Source organism: Sphingomonas crusticola (genome assembly GCF_003391115.1).
In the GTDB taxonomy this organism is placed as follows: Bacteria; Pseudomonadota; Alphaproteobacteria; order Sphingomonadales; family Sphingomonadaceae; genus Sphingomonas_I; species Sphingomonas_I crusticola.
On sequence record NZ_QTJP01000001.1, the window covers coordinates 1,040,082 to 1,061,231 of the forward strand.

The following is a 21,150-nucleotide window of genomic DNA, read 5'->3' on the forward strand; positions in this document are numbered from 1 at the left end:
GGACGGCTCATCTCGCCGCCGCAATTACTATGTCAATCAGCAGCCGATCAGCCGGAAGGAGGTATCGGCAATCTCTGCGATACAAACCCGCGCGCGCATCATGCGTCCGGCTGCGTCGCGAGAAATGCGCGATAGGCATCGGCTATGCCCTGCCGCAGGGTGATGCGTGGGCGCCACCCCATTTCCCGCAGCTTTTCGCCGCTCATCAGTTTGCGTGGCGTACCGTCGGGGCGATCAGGATTGGTGGTAATTCCGCCGGTGAAACCGACTACCTCAGCCACCAATTGCGCCAGCTCGAGGATTGGCAGATCTTCGCCGGAGCCGACATTGATATGCTCGTCTTGCGAATATTGCTTCATCAGGAAGACGCAGGCGTCGGCAAGATCATCGACGTGAAGGAATTCGCGGCGCGGCGTCCCCGTCCCCCAGATTTCGATGCTGGCGGCCCCGCTCTGCTTCGCCTCGTGCGCCTTGCGGATCAACGCCGGCAGCACATGGCTCGAAGCGAGGTCGAAATTGTCGCCAGGGCCGTAAAGATTGGTCGGCATGGCGGAGATGAAGTCTCGTCCATGCTGGCGTCGATAGGCCTGACATAGTTTGATGCCGGCGATCTTCGCGATCGCATACCATTCGTTGGTGGGCTCGAGCGGGCCGCTCAACAGCGAATCTTCAGAGATCGGCTGCGGCGCGAATTTGGGGTAGATGCAGGAGGAACCGAGAAACATCAGCTTCTCCACCGCGCTGCGATGCGCCGCCTCGATGATGTTCGCCTCGATCATGAGATTGTCGTAGAGGAAGTCGGCCGGGAAGCTGTCATTGGCAAGAATCCCACCGACCTTCGCCGCGGCCAGAAACACCGCGTCCGGCTTGTTGGCGGCAAACCAGGTGCGCACCGCATTCTGGTCGCCGAGGTCCAGGTCGCTGCGCGTTGCGGTCACGATCGTGCAATCTTCGCGCGCCAGCCGTCGCACGATCGCCGACCCGACCATACCGCGATGGCCGGCGACATAGACCCTCTTGCCGCGCAGATCATAAGGTTCGCCCAACGCCATCTCAGGCACTCTTGTCGATCGGGGCGAGCTTCATCACCTCGAGATCGGCCAGCACCATTTCGCGCGCGAGTTCGCGAACCGGCGTTTCGTGGCTCCAGCCGAGCCTGGCCTTCGCTTTGGCGGGATTACCGATCAACAGGTCGACCTCGGTCGGACGGAAATAGCGGGGATCGACCTCGACCAGGCAGGCGCCGGTTTCCACGCAATAACCTTTCTCGTCGACGCCCTGCCCTTCCCAGCGCAAGGTGATGCCGACATCCGCGAACGCCCATTCGACGAAGGTACGCACGGGCGTGGTCTCGCCGGTCGCCAATACATAATCGTCGGGCACATCCTGCTGCAGCATCAGCCACATGCCGCGGACATATTCACGCGCATGGCCCCAGTCGCGGCGGGCATCGAGATTGCCGAGATAGAGCTTGCTCTGGCGGCCCAGCTTGATCGCGGCGGCGGCGCGGGTGATCTTGCGCGTGACGAAGGTCTCGCCGCGCAGCGGGCTCTCATGATTGAACAGGATGCCGTTGGAGGCATGGATGCCATAGGCCTCGCGATAGTTCACCACGATCCAGTAGGAATACATCTTGGCGACCGCATAGGGCGAGCGCGGGTAGAAGGGGGTGGTTTCCGACTGGGGCACTTCCTGCACCAGGCCGTAGAGTTCGGAGGTCGAGGCCTGATAGAAGCGCGTCTTCTTCTCAAGCCCGAGGATGCGGATCGCCTCCAGCAGCCGCAGCGTGCCGATGCCGTCGGCATTGGCGGTATATTCGGGCGTCTCGAAGCTGACATGGACGTGGCTCATCGCCGCCAGATTGTAGATCTCGTCCGGCTGGGTTTCCTGAACGATGCGGATGAGGTTGGTGGAATCGGTAAGATCGCCATAGTGCAGCTTGAACCTGGCGCCCTCGACATGCGGATCCTGATAGATATCCTCGATCCGGCCGGTGTTGAACGAGGAGGAGCGGCGTTTGATGCCGTGGACCTCATAGCCCTTGGACAGGAGCAGATGGGCGAGATAGGCCCCGTCCTGGCCGGTCACACCGGTAAGCAAGGCAACCTTAGGCGCAGTCACGTCATTCCCCTGAATTTGCGGGCATCAGGTCGCAGAGCGGAGGGGGTTTATCAAGGGGGGTTGCGGAGGGCGCGGCGCGACGAGCGGTTGCGAGCGGCCGGGGTGCTGCGCTTCACCGCCCAAGCCTGGTGAAATCGAAGCGCGCCGGCGCAATTAAGCAGGCCGGGGATCATTGCCTCCTCCCGCGTGATTTTTCTTCGGCCGTCAGGCCTCAGCTGGCCTGACGATGGTTCAAAGAGCCAAAAAAAGCGGCAAAAACAAAAAAACAGCAGAAACGAACTAGATGATTTGTCTGAACGCGCGGCATTTCCTGATGGAACAGATAGCGAACGTTTGGCGGAGAGTCAATTGCAAAGCTGCCCAGCATCGCTCTAGCGAAGGCGGCGATTCATGGCCTTGTCCTTATCGGCGGCTTGTTTGTGCCGTGCGGGGAATGCAGAAGCGTAACAGAGCGTAATGCCGCGCCGCTTGGGGGCAGTAAGTATTATGCTTTCCCTGGAAAAGGGTAAGCGGCGGGCGCCAACGCGAATCACCTCGAAACCGACGTCGGTGAGCAGGAACTGATAACATATGTCCAACGTCGCCACTGTAATTCTCACCTACAACGAGGAAATGCACATCGCGCGAGCGATCGACAGTGCAAAGGCATTCTCAAGCGATATTCTTGTCGTCGACTCTTTCTCTACGGACCGGACGGTCGATATTGCGCGCAGTTCTGGCGCGCGAGTGCTTCAGAATAAATTTATAAACCACTCCCGGCAGTTCGCGTGGGGTCTAGAGAATGGCGATATTCGCGCCGAGTGGACTTTGCGCCTCGATGCCGATGAAATCATAGGAGCCGACCTCGCGCAGCGAATCCGCAACGAGCTGCCCAATCTTCCTAGTGACGTCGCCGGGGTAACATTCTCGCGCCGCCACATCTTTATGGGCCGCTGGGTGCGTCACGGCGGCCGGTATCCACTTCACCTTCTTCGGTTATGGCGCACCGGGCAAGGAGCTGTCGAAGACCGGTGGATGGATGAGCATGTCGTCCTCACCGGAGGCCGGGCGATCCAGTTCGAAGGATTCTTCGCCGACGCGTCTTTACGCGATTTATCATCCTTTATTGCTAAGCATAATCGCTACGCGACCTTAGAAGCCGTCGAGGTTCTCAACCAAAGGCACAACCTATTCGAAAGAGCTAGAGACGCCAATCTTCACAACAGTGGTCGGCAAATGAAGATGAAGCGCCTTATAAAAGAACGAATCTACAATAAGCTTCCATTTGCAATCGGTCCGTTAGCATACTTTCTTTTTCGCTATTTGATTCAGCTCGGCTTTCTGGACGGGCGAGAAGGACTAATCTATCACTTTATGCAAGGCCTATGGTACCGGTTGCTGGTCGAGGCCAAAACAGACGAGTTAGAACCGCGGATCGCAGCGTGCAAAAGTCGCGACGAGAGAATCGCGCTTCTCATCGATGCAACCGGATTAAACTTAACGATGGAATAAAGTAGAGGAAGCAACCAAGTGCCCGTGACTGCCGCTACAACTGTTCCGCCGACATATCGCTCATAAGCGACGATGAAGGCTCGGAGGATCCTAGCGACTGCCGCCTACGCAGCGTGTAGAGCACGCAAAACAAACTCAGAACATCGCCGGCAACGGCGCTCGCGGCGACGCCGTTGAGCCCCGCATAAGTCCCGCCGACAATTGCTGCCAGAACGGTCACGAGGGAGGCTAGGAATAGCGGGAGGCCCAGCGCTCCATGACGGTTGAGCGAAAGCAAAAAGCTGAATGTGAAGAACCAAACGCCATGGACGACCATCCCCAGCGCCATAAGGGCCAAGAAAGACCGATCTACAGTGATCTTTCCGCCGGTCCACAGGTGCATTAGCCATGGGCCAAAAGTTACCAGGAATAGCCACCCCAAAACGAGAACGGCACCTGCGATAACGGCGTTTACTACTGCCAGCCGCCGTAGCAGGCGAAGGTTTCCTTTCGCATAAGCTGCGGCAATCTCCGGCATCGACGCTCGGTTGAATATCCCAACACCTTGCACGAATATTCTGGTTAATGTGCGCACGGCGACGAAGGCACCTGCCGCGGCAGGCGATAGAACCGAGCCGACAACCAGAACCATACCTTGTAGGTTGAGCGCAAGTGTAGCCGGCACCGACATTGCCGATAGCGCCGGCCCGACGAGGCGCTTGATTTCCGCCCGGGATGCATGTCTCACGCCCAGCTTCAACCAAGGCTCAAACCGACGCATCAAAATGTATAAGATGGTCATGCTGATGCAGCGGCCGGCAAACTGCACTGCGATGCAAACGAAGAAATTTGCCCCACTCCATGCCACCGCGAGTACAATCACCCCCTCGACGAACGAGGAGCCATCATATGCCAGCGTGCCGTGAGCGTAGTGCCCGGTCGAACGAAATCCAGACAGAGTTATTCTAGAGAATAATGCCACAGCCGAATAGATAATCAGCAATGCTAACGTAGCTATGTTGCCGGATATCCAACTGGCAAACGGAAAGTCGAACGCGTTGGCGAGTAAGAGGCTGACCGCGGCTAACGCCGATAAAGGTATCAGCAAACTTATAAGGACGGCAGTGCTTTGAAAGACACGAACGACCGATTCCTTTTCATTACGCGCATGATGCATTGTCATGTCCGCAGTAGCCGCTTGAATGAAACCGAGATCGGTTAACGCAAAATATGTCGGGATCGTGGTGAGCATCAGCCACACACCATATTGGGAGACACCCCAAGCCGAGGTTAAGATAGGAACCGCCGCAAGTTGAAGAATCGCGCTCATGGTAATGCTCAACGCGTTCGCAGCTGTGCCACTCACTAACCTACTGACAACCGACATCAACTATTCCTCTGGGAACTCTCGCGTACGACCGCATGATCCAAGTACGCATCTTGGGGTCTGCCGTATTGCAGGCAAATTTCCAAATCTATGACGGCAAAATGGGCCGTCCTTCATTATAATGGCTGATGAGGCTGTCAGATATATCAGTATCATCGTCTGTCATCGCGACCAGGTCGTAGTAAAATACCGATGTCCTCTTATCTTTACGGGCAGACTGAACATATGCATGTAACGAATCTAGGTTGCCCAAATCTTCAGTCTTAAGACGGATCATGTGATTGCCGAAGTTGTCATAGAAGTGAAAGCGCTTATAACCAATTTCCGTCAACGTCTTTACAAGTTCAGAATGCTCCCTCGCCACTTCAGGGGAACCGACCGGCGTGTATTCGATGTGAAGTATGGGACGCATCTCTGCGATGACATCCTTCGCGGCCATAATAATCTTGGGATCGAATCCATCGGTGTCTGTCTTAAGGAGCCTAGACTTACCAAATCGAGGCTTGCTTGCGATAATCTCGCTCAAGGGCAGCGTTTCTATGGCCTGACTCCCCTCGACGAAGGAGGCCGTGCCATGGATCGTGCGAACCGCACCTTTAACCTGATTGCCGAAACCCACGTAAGCGGCGACAATCTCCGAACCTTTGGAAATGCGTGCGATATTACGCTCCAGCCACGGCAGGAACGCGTCATTCCCTTCGATGCAGAGGACGGCGATGTCCGGCCGCCGGAGCATGAACGCGGCGGTGTCACCCACGTTTGCGCCGATATCTATCATGGTGGGCTGCTCGTATTTTCTGGCGATTAACTCCGAGATCTCGGCGACCGGGAGGTCAAAACGCCGGTTTCGGTAGATATGCCAATCCAGTAGATGGCCCGCAGGAAGGTCTATGGGCAACCCCAAGATATCAAATCGTCTGGCGAACCGAGTTCGTTGCTTCCAAATCAGCTGCGCGACGGGATGCGTCATTTAACCTCCTTCGATCCTATGGACGGCACGACGCCTCTTATTAACGCTGCGTCAATTAATAGTTGGGTCTAACTTAATCGTGTTCGCTGAATCTAAATTGCCGGGAGCGTGCGTTGCTCAATGCGATACCATCCCGGAGGGGTCAACGGGGCGCGCTGAGCGAGGGTTGGGTTTCGCGTGCTCGGCCTCTATAGAGCTATCATACATGATACGACCAAGAAGGCGCGTCACGTCAACGCCGCTTCGGCGATCGTAACGCTCGAGCATATGCAGGAGGCAAACATTGCGCCCCGATCGCTTGGGGGGGGGCACATGCCGAGCTGCGGCAGCTGGAAACGGCAGCCACCGGTGGAGCGTGAGGCGCGGCGGAGACCAGCCTTCCTGGCTGATGATCTATAAAGGAATATTGACTTGGCGCGGTTAGAAATGAGTAAGGTATCGACACCGCCGCTTGGCACGATATTATTCTTTGTTTCGTTGGTGGGACTCGCTCTTCCGCTTGGTTTGAGTAACGCGACCTGCCAGATACTCGGAGCAGTTCTTCTGCTCCCGTTTGTGTGGGTATGCCGTCGCCAGGCTTGGGTGGGCGCGATCGTGCTGTTCTGGTTAGTGTCTCTTTGGATACTGCGGCGAAATCCAGCCGACGGTAATGTCTGGTTTCAATTTATGCGGTCCGGCGCGCCGCTTACAATGATCGTGATTTTTCTAGTCTCCTATGACACTTTGTCACGTAAGTTCTCATCCGTCCTATCGGCAGATCGGTCGATTTCGACTAGACTGATGAAAGGGATAGTTTACATTTTCCCCGCGTTGCAGCTTATTCAGGTTGTAGCGTTTAAGGCAGGAATTCCGATCGCCAACACGGTATTGTTTTCGATAGGTGACAATACGCGGGTGTTTCTGCCGCAATTATTTACCAGCCTGATGTTAGTTTATTTTGGGGTGAGGTCCAACAGGATCACAATCGTCGGTATGGCGGCGGTAACTATCCTCGCCACAGGATCGAAGTCGGCATTTGCTTGCTTCGTTCTGCTGGCCTTTCTCGCTCTATTCCATGGTAAAAGGCTAGGTGCCTTCAGTGGCAGGCTGTTTACGATTGGCATCGTCGGCTTTTTTGCTATTGGCACTAGTGCTCTGGTTCTGGACCGGGCGCATGATTATTTTCGGAGTGACTTTAGCGATATCACTCGAGAATGGGAAATATCCTACGCAAAGGAAGCTTTTTCAGCCGATGTCACATCGGTACTTTTCGGGGTAGGCGTTGCTAAGCCTTTGACGCCGGGTGCACTAACGGAAGATCCTGCCTGGTTTGAAAACTCCCGTTTTGATATCGAAAATGCCTATTGGAGCATCCTGGCGAAGCTCGGGGTTGTGGGGTTCGGTCTTATCTTATGGTTGTTTAGCCGGCTCCGCATGAGCGGTGTGGTCCTTGCGCTCTATGTCATCGAGCTGGTCGTCTCTCTTGGCTCTGGCTACACCTTCTTCGGTAACTTCGATGGCGCGTTTTTGATCGTATGGGCAGCCCTTATCGAAGCCCTTCTGAGGCCGGAGCGCCGTGCGCGGCCATTGACTGAAGCTTCTTCTCATCGCTCAGGCGCTGCTGCTGTATAGAATGCTCATCGAGAAAATAGACCGGTTACCTCATAGCTGCCTTCAATAAGGAGTGAGGTAATGATGGGCGTTTGAAGCGGCCCGCTCGCTTGTGGTGCACCGCCCTGACCGAGTGCGATCACCTCGTATCCCATGTCATCCGGGTGCCGTATGGATTGATCATTCTATAGAGCGGTTTGTCGAAGCTGTCGGCATTCGCACGATACGACGTAATGAAAGACATTCGGACAGATGAGGACGATCCTGTGACCATGCTTATTCGGCCTAACGACGCCGAATTTCGCTCGGCTAATGATCCATTTCGCCGAACACATAAGCTGCTGCGGCTTGTATGGGGATTCGTATGGGCTGTAGGGGCCTCTTGGACGCCTCCCTCCTTTTGGCGATGGCGGCGCTTTCTTTTGCGACTGTTCGGCGCATCAATGGGCGAAAAAGCAGATGTCCGCGCTGGTGCCAGGGTGTGGTACCCGCCCAATCTTGTTATGGAAGACGAGACCCTACTCGCCAATGGAGTAAATTGTTACAATCAGGCCAAGATTACGGTCTGTATGGGGTCCATAGTCTCGCAGGGAGCACATCTTTGCAGCGGCAGTCACGACGTAGATAGAGCTGACTTTGCGCATTACGCACTTCCTATTACGATTGATGCGGGAGCATGGATAGCCGCCGAAGCCTTTGTTGGACCGGGCGTCACAGTAGGGGCCGGTGCAGTACTTGGGGCCCGTGGCGTTGCGTTTCGATCGTTAGACCCACAGACGATCTATGCCGGAAATCCGGCAAAGGCCATCCGGAGGAGGAAGAACGTTGCCCCTCTTTAGTATCGTAACCGTTACCTATAAAAATCTGGCCGGACTTAAAAGAACCGCTGAATCTGTTCTCAATCAGGTCCACTCTGATTATGAATGGCTAATTATTGACGGCGGCTCCCAAGATGGGACGTTACAATATTTGGAATCGATTGATAACGATTTCATCAATATTGTTTCCGAGCCTGACGGTGGCATCTTTGATGCTATGCAAAAGGGATTGAACCGCTCACGCGGGAAGTACGTGATCTTTATGAACGCCGGCGACATGTTTGCTGGCTCGGAAGTACTTGCCAAAGTTAGGGATGCCATCGGCACATCTGAGCCCGACATTGTTTATGGTGATGCGATCGAAGAGGGCGTGGGAAGCCATTATCTTAAGCCCGCGAGAGCTCCAGCAGCAAACCGCTATGTTCTTTTTACGCATCATCAGGCGATATTTTATCGGACCGCACGGGCTCGGGCCGTCGGCTATGATCAAAGTTATCGATGGAGCGCCGACTGGGTCTTCACCATCCGAATGATGGTTGGCGCAACGTTACTACAAGTCCCTATCCCAATTTGCGTGTTTGAACGCGGTGGCGTCTCGCAGGGCGACAGGCACCGCCGAGCTATGAACGCGGAACTCTTTCGCATCTATCTGAGCGAGCATCGGCACGGATGGTTCAAGAGCTGCCTATTTTGGCTGGCTAAGGTGGGGACAAACAGAGCGCGAAAGGTTTTCCCAAACCTATACGATAAGGTACGATATAAGAAAAAGCACCAATAACTCAGTCTCGGACGAAGGTTCCGTCAACCTGTACGACCTCTCGCTTGTTCTGATCGAAGTAGCCAGGTTTGATGTTTACACATCGATAGCCCATGCCGATAAGTGTCGCACTCAGTTCGTAAAACAAGGGCTCCCCGGCGTACAATGGCTGAAGCGACATTTCGGTAAATACTATCGGACATCGATCAAGGACGGGTGCGGCGCCCTTCAAAACTTCGCCCTCAAAGCCCTGGACGTCCAGCTTTAAGATAAAACGTCCGGAAAGACCCGCTTCAGTAAGCACCTGCGGCAACGTTTTGACCGCAACCGTTTCAGTTCTGACGTAACTCGAGTCAGGCGCAGCTTGCTCGTGGCGCCGAAGCATCGGAAGCAGCGAGGAGCTTTGCGAATTACCGGCCACGTTGATTGTCGCAATACCTTCTGTCGCGCCAAGAGCTGCTGGAGCTGCTACCTTCCATCTTGAGGTAAGCGCCGCCATTTCCACGAGCTTGGCATGAGCGCTCGACAGTGGTTCTACCGACAGTATTGATCCAGTCCAACCGGCGTCGATCATTCGGAGGCTGAACTGCCCGACGTTAGCGCCCACATCGACTAGGGTGTCCACCTGACACTGCTGCCCCCAATAAGTCAGCAGCTCATACTGGTCACTTACGACAGTATATCGAGACAGATTGACCCCAAGGCGTCGCGCCAATCTATGCACAAACTTCTCTAACATTTGTCCTCCGGCATTGGCGATCCGAGTGGCATGATCAGCAGCGCATGTCTCGCTTGATTATGACTATACCTCGCAGCGTTCGGGGGCCTCCGTCGCCTGTCTGGCGCGCAGCTGATTTGGACGCCTCGCCCAGCCCAGCGGGACCGGACTCGAAGGGGCAGAACCAGAATATTAGTCCTTAGGAATGCATACAATATCGCCATCTCTTCCTCTCGGATCGGCGACATGATCTTCAATACTATAGACGTTGTAATTCTGCTGTTCGATAAACGAAACCAGATCGTCGCGGCTTCCACCTAAACTACTGAGCATCTTCTCCGATATTTCCGAGATAATCACAGGTCGCCACTTTAGAAGTGTCTCGCAGGAACCCTTAAAGACGTTAAGTTCGGCACCCTCAACGTCAACCTTGATAAGCCCAGGGCGCAGCCCATGCTCAACCACCAGCGCATCGACTGTCGTCATGCCGACGCGCTCGGTCACAACCTGCGCGCCGGCATCTACCACGGACGGATGGGTCATCGTCCCAATTGTGGAATATTCCTCCCGCCCCACAATCTGGCGGATCTCGATCGATCCCTGGTGATCGGACACCGCAGTCTTAATTGCCATAATGTTGGCTGCTTTATTACGTTCAATATTTTGCTGAAGCCGATTAAAGGCGCCACTCGTCGGCTCGATCGCTAAGACCCGACCGCTGGTTAATCTCGAGGCCGCGGCAACGGCGAAAAGCCCAATGTTGGCGCCGACGTCGATGAAATCCCTGTCTGGCTTAAGATGTGCGATGAGGACCGCCAGGACATCGGGCTCGTAGTCCCCGTATCGGGCGATTCGAACAAGCAGCGCGGACTCCGCCGGCGTCAGAAAGGATCCTCCATAGTTCGGCAGTGACACACTTACGTCGGCGTCGATCCGCTGCGCCAAACGGGCCATACTAGTGTAGAATACTGCTTCTTTCCGCTTGCGATATCTGCGGTATAGCCCGGTGTCGCCCCCGATCACATTGGCAAGAAGCGGATGCCGCTGGATGAATAGTTTAAGGCTCACTTGCGGTTCCCCGATCGACCTAACGCACGGCACCGGAACGCAATTGGCAAGCGCGGCGCAGAAAGATCTCTCCTAACAGCGCGAATAGCGGCTGGAAAGATTCGTTGATCAAGGCGGGTCGATGCCCACCCCGCCCGAGCCTATCTCGACCCGGCAACGGCCTTGGGGTTGCCCGCGGCCTACCGCCCATCACGCCATACGACAGTAACGCTCTCTAGGCACTCGTGAACTTCTTGATCATAATGGTAATTCACTGCATGGTGATCATCAAATTGACCGGGACTAGTTATGCTCACCAGTGCTTTTCGCCTCACTAACAAAATTCTTGGGCAGGTAGGTTTAGGAATACAACGGGTTGGACCTGATTTTACGGCCCGGCTGGCCGATGGGCCATACATTACTGAAATGTGCCGTAGGATCGCCGCAAGGTTTGAGGACTGGAAGGGAAGCCAGACGCTTTTCGAAAGCCTTGCTGAGTTCGACACGGCCGCCGCGGTTGAGCAGTTCTATAACGCTTATCTCAATTCGCCTTTCCGCACGAGACAAGGCGGAAGCCGCTTCAATAACATGGTCTTACTTTTCCTAATGGCGCGTTCAATCGAGCCCACAGCCATCATAGACAGCGGGAGCTTTCAAGGCGCGAGCGCGTGGGCACTTGCGCAAGGCGCCCCGAAGGCGACTACGATAAGTTTCGATATCGACATGTCTCGCGTGCTGTTCGCACATCCCGGCGTTCAGTTCGTTGAGGCCGATTGGACCACATACGACTGGGCCACCGTCGATATGTCTAATGCTCTCGCATACTTCGACGACCACATAGACCAAGTCCGCAGAACGCTGGAATCATCCAAGGCGGGAGTTAACGTAATATTGTTTGACGACGACCTTAGTCTAACAGCGTTCCCGGAGATGGCGCATGGGGGAATGGCGATCCCAAAGATCGAATTTGTCTTCGATGCTTTCCTCGCAGGACAGGGCGCGATTTCCTGGCTGGAAGGCGGCCGGGAGCGCCGCTGGGAGGTAGATCAAGACTATCTACAGGCTGCCCGCGAGGTGATCGATTCAAAGGACCGTCTTCCGGACACCTCGGCCATCACCGGAATCCATCAGCTTCCATATAGCGTGGTCAAACTCAAGAAGCTGTAATTCTGCGTGAGCGTACTAGTGCCGGCCAAGCAACGCTACGTAGCCGTGTGAACAGGCATTTCCGACGCGGAGAGGCCTAACGGGCCCTGAGATGCCTTAGTGTCTGCCTCGGGTGCTAACACACTTTTTCGCTCCGACGCCTGATGCTGATGCAGTTCGCCAATCATCTGATGCAGTTCCTGCGTCCGGTCCACGATCCCACGGGTCGCCTCACCTACCATGATACCCAGTTCTGATTGGACGGCACGTATCTGCCACAACATCCGTGCGAGGCCCCAAAGGATGCCAAGCTCCGCCAGATTGAATGCCAGCAATATAGCAAATCTGGTCGTCATATACCTCTCCACGCGAGCATGACCGTTATCCGGCGCCGATACTTCCAGTATGGACCTTTTTTTCCTCTAGGATAATCCGCATATTTCGCAAGATACCGGGGGCGATCTCGGCCATGCAAAACCGCTCCTTGAACAGCCGCTCGGCCGCTGCGCGCATCTCCGCGCGGGCTTCCGGCGTAAGGGCAAGCCATTGTCTCAGCTGCTGTTCCACGGATCGCGGATCATCGTGCGCAATGATACCGGCGCCGGCCGCCTCAACCTCGCGCCAAATATTCACCTTGTCGGTAATCAACACCGGGGTGCCGCAGGCCAGCGCCTCCGCCACGACGATCCCGAAATTCTCCTGGTGTGACGCCAGCACGAATGCGTCCGCCGCGCGGTAGGCCGCCCATTTTTCCGCGCCGTAAAGCGGGCCCGGCCACAGGACGCGCGAGCCGATCCCCAAGGTTGCCGCAAGCTCCACGAGCGCGGGCTGGCGTCCCTGCTGGTCCGGGCCAGCGATCATCAGGTCTACGTCCGGAAAATCGCGCGCGACTGCCGCGAACGCCACTAGCAGATCGTCGCAGCCCTTCTTCTCATGAATCCGGCTAAGGAACAGCAGGAACTTACGCGAACGCAAGTGCGGATAGAGATCGATCAATCGCGCGAAAGCCGATGGATCGCTGTCGGGCGGGGATGCGGTGCCATAACCCACCACGGTTTCACGATACGGATGCCCCCAGAAACTCTTCCGCGCGAGCAGGCGCTCTTCCTGGGTCGTGAACAATATGCTCCGGGCATGCCGTAGCAGCCGCCCTTCGACCAACGTCCACGAAATCTGCTTGGCGATGTGCTTGAGCGGGTAACGACGTCTGAACCACGGATCCATCATCCCGTGGGTGAAGACGAAATAAGGAAAGCCGCTTTTCGGCAGCACCTGCGCGGCGGCAAACGTACAATAGTTCCACAGACCGTGGACAATGGCGACGTCGAACCGATGCATGTTCGTTTGCAGCCAGGGAATATACCGTGGCGTGTATCCATAATGGCGCAGAAACCAGCCGATCGGATTGTGGCGCGAGGCTCGACCGCCCGGATCTCCCAGGCAATGCAGCGCGACCGGGTAGTTGGCAGCCCACCGCTGCCCCGGCGCGTCTAGGGTCGCGATCTCACGGATTGCCGCGTTGCCATAGCCGCCCGTGACCTCTTCCTGACGCAATATCCCTTCGATCGGGCCGCCGGTCGCCGGGTCGGCCGATGCGATAAGGTGCAAAATCTTTATCTGCATGTGGTTACGCGCCTCATCGCCGCCGCCGCTAGATCCCGTCCCGCCGCGCCTACCGCGTCTCACGCACTTTCATTCTCGGTACGTTCGGGCGTTGTGCTGATTCAGCCATCGGGAATGCCTGCGCCACCCCCAGCCCCAGCAACGCTGCGAAGATATATTGCACGCCGGGGATCTGCAGGCTGAAATCCAGCATCGAATGAACCGCGACGAGCACAGACGCCGCCACCGCGATCGCCGGCAGCGAACGATCGCGCTCGCGCCGGAACACGCCGACTAGGGCGATCAGGGTGAACCAGAGCAGGCTCAGCACCATAGCGACCGCGGCCAGGATGCCGATTTCCATGGCGAGTTCGAGATAGGTGCTGTGCGCCATCTCGTAATTTTGCCCCGGCAAGGTCGTGTCGCGATACATCGGGAACACAGTTTCGAAGCTGCCATAGCCGCTGCCGATGAGCGGCGCGGTGGCGATGGCGCTGCGGGTGAGTGCGATCAGCGCGGGTCGGCCGCTCGTCTCACCGGCGGCGATCCGGTCGAACGTATTGGCGCCGCTGGCGTAGAATGCGCCGGCGACGAGAATGACGATGACGACGATCGATCCGCGCCCCCGCAGCTGGCGCGACAGGCTGAGCAGCAGGAGCAAGGTGACGAAGCCGGCAAGGGACGCCAGGAAGCCCATACGCGAATGGCTCTGCAACAGCGCCATGGCGTCGATCAGCGCGCCGACCAGATAGGCGGTGGGCCAACCCGCCATCGCCGCCTGGCGACGGCCGATCCAGCTCAATGTCGGGTCGGTTTCGCGGAACGCGCGGCGATAAGTGTCGACGAACAGGGTCACCAGCGCCAGCAGGCCGAGGCCGGCAAAGGTGGCGTAGGTGTTGCGGTTGACGAATGTGCCGGTGACATCGTTGAGATAGGCCCAGCGCGTGTAGAAGAGCAGATAATGATTGCCGGTGATGAAGCTCACCAGGCCGTAAAGCGCGATCGCCGCAGCGGCCACCGCGAAGCAATGCACCAGTTCAATCGCGTGCTCACGCGCGCGGGTGAATTGCAGGACCAGCCAGAAGATCATGGCTGCCGACAGGAGGCGGATCAGCGCGGCGCAGCCGGCTTCAGGATCGGCGCTGATGCGGGCGTGAACCGGGCTGCCCAATGTGGCGGCCGTCAGGTCCCAAATCGGGTGGGCGAGGCCGGGGGGGGCCGGCCACGCGATCTGAATGACGATCCATAGCACCACGCCCGCGAACATCACCGCCGGCGGCCACAGCCACACACGCCAGAATAGGCGGAGCCGCCCGGTTGCGACCAGAACCATCCAGGCCACGCTGAGCAGTGCGACGACGATGCCGGCGATGCTCCATGGCCCTGCGCGGAAGCTGCCCAGCGGAATGGGAATGAGCAGGAGCAGCGCAAGCAGCGTGCGCCAAACGATCTTGGTCAAGGTTTCGCCTCGGCCTGGCGCTTAAGCCGCGCGCCCGCCCCGGCGACCCACGCCTTGGTCGCCTGTTCGAAGGCGGCGGCTTGTTCGCTGCCGGCGAGGATGGCGCGCACGGGTGCTTCGACACCGCCGCGGCGCGCCGCCTGCGCCAAGGAAGCCGGATCGCCTTCGGCCAGGACGCGCACCTGATCGATAACTGAGGCGGTGAGGCTGCGGTCGTATGGCGCGATCTTCATGCCCAGCAGAAGGCGCGACTGCATCAGATTGGGGACATATCGGCCGACCATGACCGACATCTCCCACGCCCGGGTCGCGCCGGGAATGTCGCCCCGTTGGAAGCGCAGGAATGCCAGTAAGGTCCAACCATAAGCCGACATCGGCGCGCTCCTGAGGGAGGCACGGGTCAGCTGCTCGACCCGGGGCAGTTCGCGCGTGCGCAGCGGCGCGGGCAGCGCCAGTAGCGCGCGCGCGGCATGGAGGCGATACCGGGACCCCTCGAACCATGGTGCGGCGCGGACGTTAGCAGCCGCTGCCGCACGGGCCTGATCGGCTGATATCGCCACCTGGCCTTCGGCGGACGCTATGCTCTCGCTTGAAGGAAGGGTGGTAAAGACGGCGACGGTTGACGTCGTACTCAACCAGCCCAGCAGAGCGACAAACGGGACAAGGAACAGGATCGCGGCGAGGCTAGCTCGCGGTACCATAATATTCGCTATATTTGGAATAATGGTAGCCATAGTCGCCGAAGCCGTACTTGGCATGGCGCAACACGTTCACCTGGCTGAGCACCGAACCGGCCAAGGGCGCGCCCACGCGCCGCAGCTGCCTGATCGTCGCCTGGACGACTGGCAGCGGGGTTTCGCCCCAACGGACCACCAGGATCATCTTATCGACCACCTTGGCCAGAATCTGGCTGTCGGTCAGCGGCGCGAAGGGCGGTGAGTCGATGACGATGAATTTATATTCGTTACGCAGCCGCTGAAGCAGGCGCATCATCTGATCCGAGCGCAACATGTCAGCCGGATTTACCGCACCCTTGCCCGCCGATAGCACGTGCAGACCGGTCGCTTCGTCGAGGTACAATGCCTCCTCGAACGTGGACGCGCCGCTGAGAACCTGGACCAACCCGATCTCATTTTCGAACCCAAGTGCCTTGTGAACCCGCGGGTGGCGCGTGTCGCAATCGAGGAGGATGGTCTTCGCACCCGCCTGAGCCGAGACGCGCGCTAAACCAACGCTCGTGAAAGTTTTGCCTTCGCCGGGGACCGACGAGGAAAGCATCACCATCTGCGGCGGATTATCGACGTCGGCGAGAGCGAGCGAACTGCGTAATGTCCGCAACGCCTCCGGCACCATCGAAGCCGGGCGCTCAAGAACAATATCTTCCGGACGCTCGAGGCCGGTCTTGATCGTCGGCAGGAACGCCAGCGTCGCCCCGCCACCAATGTTTTCAAGCAGGTTCGCGCTTCGCACCGTATTGTCGAGCCGCTCGAGCGCGAACGCCAAAGCGCCACCGCCCAGCAGACCGAGCAAAATCGCAACGGCGAGCGTCTGGCTTACCTTGGGAAACGAGGCAGAGAGCGGGATGTCTGCGCCCGACACGACCCGCGCATCGGCCTGTTGCAGATCGACCTGCTGGTTGGTTTCCTTGAGGCGGTTCAGGAACACTTCGTAAATGGACTTGTTGGCATCAGACTCGCGCTGGAGTTCACGCAGGCGCACACCTGCGGTACCGCCGGCGCTGACCGCATTCTCGACCTGCCCTAGGCTCGAGGCGAGCGTCGATTCACGCGCACGCTCGATCGCAACGTCGTTCGCAGTCGAAGCCGCGACTTTACCAACCTCATCGCTGATCTTCGCGCGCAGATCCCGAAGCTCCGCTTCCGCGTTGATGATCTTCGGATGCCGCTCGCCATAGGTAGAGCGCAGCTCGCCGATTTTGCGGACGACTTCGCCTTCCTGGCTGCGCAGCTGCTGAATCAGCGGCGACTGAAGGATCGCACCCGATGCCTCAACGCCGCCGTCTCCACCGCCGGCGCGAAGTCGCCGCAGCTGCTGAAGTTGCGCTTCTTTCGCGGCGCGTTCCGCTCGTGCGGTGATGAGCTGGGAATTGAGCTGCGACATTTGCTGGCTTGCTATAGTCGAGCCTTGGTCGGAGCCGACCAGGCCAGCCCGCGCGCGATAACCTTCTGCGGCGCGATCGGTAGCAACAGCCTGCGAGCGCAGTTCATCGACGCGCTGTGCGAGATAGGCGGACGCCTTCTTGGTTGCATCATATTTGGCGGCGATGCCGTCGGTAATATAGATATCTGCCAGCGTATTCGCGATCTGGGCCGCCAGCTGCGGAGACTGCGATGTCGCCGTCACAGTAAGCACATAGGAACGCGGAACCGCCGCCACCGTGATCGCGCCGGCAACCCGGCCTACCAGGCTAGCGCGCTGCCGGGCTGCCTCAACCGGGGACAACTCCTGCTTGGCCGCCTCTTTACGCGTTCCGAACCATGTACCCGGATTGAGGAGGGAGAAGGCTTCCTGCTTGCGCACCGCCGGATTGAATTCAGGCTCTTGATCCAGGTGGAGCTTGTCCACGACCAGGCCCGCCAGCCTGCGTGACCGAAGAATTGACGCCTGGGTCTCCATGGTCGCCTGGTCCGGCGCGAGGCCGGACATCACGTCCTGGATGTTGACCACTTGGGTCTTTTGGGTCTGTACCGCAACCGACGCCGTCGCGGAATAGCGCGGCTTGACCTGAAGAAGAGCAAGGGTCGTCAGTATCGCGACCACAATCGCGGTACCGATGATCACCTTCCAGCGACGCCTCAGGAATAGAATCAATCCGCTAAGATCGATCCCAGGATTGTCATTCCCGAAAATGCCGCTTCCGGGCTCGCGCTCAACCACGCCGGTGGAACCGGCCAGCGACGGCATATACATGGTACTAAACTTCCTTAGAGCTGAAGCCCCAGCGTCGCGGTAATACGGTTACGATTATACTCAAGGCCTGGCCCCGTGAATGACGAAGACTTCTTCGACCAATCGTAGGTTATGCCGCCGTAAAGGTTGCGATTGAACAGGTAACGCCCGCCCACCGAAGCGCCATAATTGTCGTCGTTGCGCGTCGTCGGAACCAGCCGGCTTCCGCGGTAATCGTCATGCCCGTAACGGACATCGGCAGTGAGGATCAATGTCCGGAGGACCTCATAATCAATCGACAGCGAACCGGAGGTTGAAACAAACCCACGGAAGCCGGCCACGACGGTTTCTTGCACCGTCCGATCGATATTGAGACGCACAGTGGCAAGCGGCGTCGGCAGCCACGTCAGGCTGGTGCCAAATACCGGGGCGCTGATATCCGAGAAGCGCGGATCCTTATACGTCCGATTGAGATAACCGGCGAACACTTCGCCCTGCAGAAGTCGTGTCAGCTCGAACTGCACACCAAGCGTGCCGCGCACTTCCTTCGAGTCACGGTTGTAGCCGGCGTCGTCGAAATTCAAATCATAGCCGATCTTCTGATACGAGCCGCGCGCCAGCACGCGATAGCCAGGCGACAGCTCGAGGCCAACGCGGCCGGCTATGCGAGACACACTACGATCGCGGTCATCGTTATTAACGATCGCGCCGCTGATCTGGCGGTTATCCGCGAAATTATACTTACGGTAAGACGCGTCCAGACCATAAGACAAACGCGTAATATCGGACGAAATTCCGGCACCCGCCTCGGTGAGGTTATATTTGGTGGGATCGCGGTCCGTATAAGACGCGTTGGGATCGCCACGATCCTCGTGCGCTTTGCTGTAGCCGCCTGCGCCATAGATGAAGAGACCACGCCGAGCTTCTGCCTGGGCATTGCCACCGAGGCTCCAATCGGTGCGGTTTTCCGACGTATTGTCGAAATATTGATAGCGATCGACTGCCGCCCGCAAGGCGGTCGTGACCGTCCCGAAATCGCCGCGAAGATCGGCCTGGGGACTTATCCGGGCGATGAAGTCGTCAGTCTTATTCTGCAACGCATAGATGTTGTCGTTATACATCAGCTGCGTTTCCAGCTTGGGAAACAGCGTGAACGATCCGAACCGCGCCCCGACCGGCTCCAACGCCCGGCGAGCAGCGTCGTCATCCTGCAGCACCTGCGACGCGGTGCGCGTGGGAAGAGCCGTCTGCGTGACGACCGTGTTGTTTACGACCGGAGCCGTGTCCGTCGTCTGTGCAACGGCAGAGGACGCAAGAATGAACGCGGTCGACGCCGCAAGATAGGTCGCGAAGCGCATCAGCTTCCCCCAATATAAAAGCTGCAAATATAAACCCGGCAATACGGCCGCCGATCGCGGCCGATCATCAAGTTAGGCTGGGCTACCGCTATTGCCCTTCGACGGGTCCGTCGCTGGCGGCTCGGGAGCCGTCGTGTCGGGAACTGTCGTCGTCGCGTCAGTCGCCGCCGAAGGCGTCTGATCGGCACTCGCGGTCGGAACCGAAGTAACCAGCGAATCACGCGCCGCAGGTACTGTATTATCGGTAAGCGCGGCCAGCTGCGTCGGCGAAACATCCTGCGCAGCCGATGCAAGCGCGGCTGCCGGAGCAACATTGCCGTTGTTCGCCGCCACAGAGGTAGCAACCGAGTCAACGCTTACGTTGGCAGCGGTCGCAGCCGCGGCCACGATTGTCGCCGCAGCCGCAGCCTGTTGCGATGGCGGAAGCGCAGCAACCGCCGCGACGGCGATCTCATTGACCGCTTCAGGATGCGCGGCAGCAGCCGCCGAAACGATGGAGGTCGCGAAGGTCGGGTGGGCAGCTACCGCCGCCTGAACCAGCTGCGCAATCTGCGCCGGCGTCATGTTCGCGCTGGCTGCCGCAATAAGGTCATTAACCTGTTCGGGCGTCGTGGCCGCCTGGATCTGCGCCACCGTGTCGGCGGTAACAGCGACGCCCGCCGGTGCCGAAGGCTGGACCTGAGCCCAGGCAATGCCGGCGATCGATGCCGACATCACAGCGCCCAAGAGGGCCGCACGCTTGAGAGGGGTGCCGCTAACTTTCAGAATGGCCATGGTCACACCTCGATCCCCATTACTGCCACATATGGTGGCGTTACTGTCCTACTCGGTACCACAAAGCAGGCTGGAGTAAATGGTTTAATCTACGTTTTGCGGATTTCGCATTTATGTTGCACTGCGATCACAACAGCCGAACCGCCGCTCCCTCGATCACTGCACAGGAGAGTAGCCCCGTGGCGTAAGCACCTGTATCGAGCGAAATCTTGTTCGCCGCCACCACGGCGTTTTCGACGATGGTGTGCCCATGTACAACCCGCCATGGCAGCAACTCTGTGCTGGCGAGGAAAGGATCGCGAATGGTCAGCAGGTCACGCCGCGACTGTTTGGCGAGGGGGAGGCCTGGCCGCACACCCGCATGAACGAACAAAAATCCCCCCATCAGGATGGACAATTCCAGACCTTGGAGGAACTCAAGGTGCGAGGGCGGCAGGCGCTCGGAGAGCTGACGCGCGAGCGCGGGCATCAGCGAAGCGCTGGGCGCTCCGCCCGCCCACACGCCGTAACTGGCCAGCGTTGCCGTGCCGCCGAAACTGAGCCAGTCCGCTCCGTCGCGCGGGCTCGACAGGAAGTGCAGCATCGCGTCTTCATGATTCCCGAGCAGGAAGCGGGCGGGAAGCCCCGCAAATCGCCGCGGCAGCAGCTTCTCGATGACATCGCGCGAGGCCAAGCCGCGATCAATATAATCACCGAGGAATATCACCGTCGCGCTCGATGTTGGCTGGTAGTCGCGCAGGTCAGCCGCGATGCGCTCTTCCATAGCCCGCAAGCAATCGAGATGGCCGTGAATATCGCCGACAGCGTAAACACGTTCACCCTCGGGCAAGCGATGCTCTTCTACGACCTCGACGGGCCGGCGAAAGAAAAAGCGTTTTGGCATGGTGGTGTCCGCGCTTATGAACGCCGCTGCGTGTTAGTGCAAAAAAATTAGGACTATCGGATCATGGGGATGAAAGCAGTTATTGGGTCGCTGGCACTGTTTGCCAGCTTGTTAGGCGCTGCAGCTCCTGCAGTCGCACA

General features: G+C 58.1%; 17 protein-coding genes. 4 read left to right on the plus strand and 13 right to left on the minus strand.

Annotated elements, in window-relative coordinates:
* Positions 1-98: 98 nt before the first annotated feature.
* Both fcl and gmd read right to left on the minus strand, forming a co-directional pair.
* Positions 99-1,052 carry a GDP-L-fucose synthase gene (gene fcl / locus DX905_RS04985; RefSeq protein ID WP_116090371.1) on the minus strand — a complete coding sequence of 318 codons (954 nt, stop codon included), beginning with the start codon at positions 1,050-1,052 and terminating at the stop codon, positions 99-101.
* 1 nt (position 1,053) lies between these two features.
* Positions 1,054-2,121 carry a GDP-mannose 4,6-dehydratase gene (gene gmd, locus DX905_RS04990; RefSeq protein WP_116090372.1) on the minus strand — a complete coding sequence of 356 codons (1,068 nt, stop codon included), beginning with the start codon at positions 2,119-2,121 and terminating at the stop codon, positions 1,054-1,056.
* A 570-nt stretch (positions 2,122-2,691) separates the two neighbouring features.
* Between gmd and DX905_RS04995 the strand changes: the two genes are divergently transcribed.
* Positions 2,692-3,612: a glycosyltransferase family 2 protein gene (locus DX905_RS04995; RefSeq protein WP_116090373.1), complete on the plus strand. Its 921-nt coding sequence runs from the start codon at positions 2,692-2,694 to the stop codon at positions 3,610-3,612.
* A 34-nt stretch (positions 3,613-3,646) separates the two neighbouring features.
* Here DX905_RS04995 and DX905_RS05000 read toward each other — a convergent pair whose 3' ends face one another.
* Entirely contained in the window at positions 3,647-4,921 is a 1,275-nt protein-coding gene (locus tag DX905_RS05000) for a lipopolysaccharide biosynthesis protein (RefSeq protein WP_116090374.1), read from the minus strand.
* 145 nt (positions 4,922-5,066) lie between these two features.
* Positions 5,067-5,948, minus strand: a complete 882-nt coding sequence (locus tag DX905_RS05005; protein WP_116090375.1) for an FkbM family methyltransferase — start codon at positions 5,946-5,948, stop codon at positions 5,067-5,069.
* A gap of 426 nt (positions 5,949-6,374) precedes the next feature.
* Between DX905_RS05005 and DX905_RS05010 the strand changes: the two genes are divergently transcribed.
* Both DX905_RS05010 and DX905_RS05020 read left to right on the plus strand, forming a co-directional pair.
* The gene (locus DX905_RS05010; RefSeq protein WP_162875466.1) at positions 6,375-7,559 is read left to right on the plus strand and encodes an O-antigen ligase family protein; all 1,185 of its coding nucleotides are present in this window, start codon (positions 6,375-6,377) and stop codon (positions 7,557-7,559) included.
* An 804-nt stretch (positions 7,560-8,363) separates the two neighbouring features.
* Positions 8,364-9,134 (plus strand): glycosyltransferase family 2 protein, encoded by a 771-nt coding sequence (locus DX905_RS05020; protein WP_162875467.1) that lies wholly within the window; start codon positions 8,364-8,366, stop codon positions 9,132-9,134.
* A 1-nt stretch (position 9,135) separates the two neighbouring features.
* Here DX905_RS05020 and DX905_RS05025 read toward each other — a convergent pair whose 3' ends face one another.
* Positions 9,136-9,852: an FkbM family methyltransferase gene (locus tag DX905_RS05025; protein WP_116090378.1), complete on the minus strand. Its 717-nt coding sequence runs from the start codon at positions 9,850-9,852 to the stop codon at positions 9,136-9,138.
* Between the two features lie 171 nt (positions 9,853-10,023).
* Complete coding sequence (locus tag DX905_RS05030) at positions 10,024-10,899, minus strand: FkbM family methyltransferase (RefSeq protein WP_162875468.1); 876 nt, start codon at positions 10,897-10,899, stop codon at positions 10,024-10,026.
* A gap of 288 nt (positions 10,900-11,187) precedes the next feature.
* On the opposite strand from DX905_RS05030, the gene DX905_RS05035 reads away from it, so the two are divergent.
* Positions 11,188-12,045 carry a hypothetical protein gene (locus DX905_RS05035; protein WP_162875469.1) on the plus strand — a complete coding sequence of 286 codons (858 nt, stop codon included), beginning with the start codon at positions 11,188-11,190 and terminating at the stop codon, positions 12,043-12,045.
* 360 nt (positions 12,046-12,405) lie between these two features.
* Here the strand turns inward: DX905_RS05035 and DX905_RS05045 are convergent, their stop codons facing one another.
* The 7 genes from DX905_RS05045 to DX905_RS05075 all read right to left on the minus strand — a co-directional run bounded on the left by DX905_RS05045 (position 12,406) and on the right by DX905_RS05075 (position 21,010).
* Positions 12,406-13,647 carry a glycosyltransferase gene (locus tag DX905_RS05045; protein ID WP_116090382.1) on the minus strand — a complete coding sequence of 414 codons (1,242 nt, stop codon included), beginning with the start codon at positions 13,645-13,647 and terminating at the stop codon, positions 12,406-12,408.
* 49 nt (positions 13,648-13,696) lie between these two features.
* Positions 13,697-15,085, minus strand: a complete 1,389-nt coding sequence (locus DX905_RS05050) for an O-antigen ligase family protein (RefSeq protein ID WP_116090383.1) — start codon at positions 15,083-15,085, stop codon at positions 13,697-13,699.
* Positions 15,082-15,786, minus strand: coding sequence for a hypothetical protein (locus DX905_RS05055; protein ID WP_116090384.1), 705 nt, complete (start codon positions 15,784-15,786; stop codon positions 15,082-15,084). The genes DX905_RS05050 and DX905_RS05055 overlap by 4 nt, the downstream gene beginning before the upstream one ends.
* Positions 15,770-18,016: a GumC family protein gene (locus DX905_RS05060; protein ID WP_116090385.1), complete on the minus strand. Its 2,247-nt coding sequence runs from the start codon at positions 18,014-18,016 to the stop codon at positions 15,770-15,772. The genes DX905_RS05055 and DX905_RS05060 overlap by 17 nt, the downstream gene beginning before the upstream one ends.
* Positions 18,017-18,030: 14 nt before the next feature.
* Positions 18,031-19,353: an outer membrane beta-barrel protein gene (locus DX905_RS05065; protein ID WP_116090386.1), complete on the minus strand. Its 1,323-nt coding sequence runs from the start codon at positions 19,351-19,353 to the stop codon at positions 18,031-18,033.
* A gap of 72 nt (positions 19,354-19,425) precedes the next feature.
* Positions 19,426-20,067, minus strand: coding sequence for a hypothetical protein (locus DX905_RS05070; protein ID WP_162875470.1), 642 nt, complete (start codon positions 20,065-20,067; stop codon positions 19,426-19,428).
* 187 nt (positions 20,068-20,254) lie between these two features.
* A complete protein-coding gene (locus tag DX905_RS05075) occupies positions 20,255-21,010 on the minus strand; it encodes a metallophosphoesterase (protein WP_116090388.1) in 756 nt (251 codons plus the stop codon).
* Positions 21,011-21,150 lie beyond the last annotated feature (140 nt).

Coding starts and splice junctions, on each gene's coding strand:
- fcl (WP_116090371.1), bottom strand. CDS start 1,052: ATGGCGTTGGGCGAACCTTATGATCTGCGCGGCAAGAGGGTCTATGTC.
- DX905_RS04995 (WP_116090373.1), top strand. CDS start 2,692: ATGTCCAACGTCGCCACTGTAATTCTCACCTACAACGAGGAAATGCAC.
- DX905_RS05000 (WP_116090374.1), bottom strand. CDS start 4,921: ATGAGCGCGATTCTTCAACTTGCGGCGGTTCCTATCTTAACCTCGGCT.
- DX905_RS05005 (WP_116090375.1), bottom strand. CDS start 5,948: ATGACGCATCCCGTCGCGCAGCTGATTTGGAAGCAACGAACTCGGTTC.
- DX905_RS05010 (WP_162875466.1), top strand. CDS start 6,375: ATGAGTAAGGTATCGACACCGCCGCTTGGCACGATATTATTCTTTGTT.
- DX905_RS05025 (WP_116090378.1), bottom strand. CDS start 9,852: ATGTTAGAGAAGTTTGTGCATAGATTGGCGCGACGCCTTGGGGTCAAT.
- DX905_RS05035 (WP_162875469.1), top strand. CDS start 11,188: ATGCTCACCAGTGCTTTTCGCCTCACTAACAAAATTCTTGGGCAGGTA.
- DX905_RS05045 (WP_116090382.1), bottom strand. CDS start 13,647: ATGCAGATAAAGATTTTGCACCTTATCGCATCGGCCGACCCGGCGACC.
- DX905_RS05055 (WP_116090384.1), bottom strand. CDS start 15,786: ATGGTACCGCGAGCTAGCCTCGCCGCGATCCTGTTCCTTGTCCCGTTT.
- DX905_RS05060 (WP_116090385.1), bottom strand. CDS start 18,016: ATGTATATGCCGTCGCTGGCCGGTTCCACCGGCGTGGTTGAGCGCGAG.
- DX905_RS05065 (WP_116090386.1), bottom strand. CDS start 19,353: ATGCGCTTCGCGACCTATCTTGCGGCGTCGACCGCGTTCATTCTTGCG.
- DX905_RS05070 (WP_162875470.1), bottom strand. CDS start 20,067: ATGTCGGCATCGATCGCCGGCATTGCCTGGGCTCAGGTCCAGCCTTCG.
- DX905_RS05075 (WP_116090388.1), bottom strand. CDS start 21,010: ATGCCAAAACGCTTTTTCTTTCGCCGGCCCGTCGAGGTCGTAGAAGAG.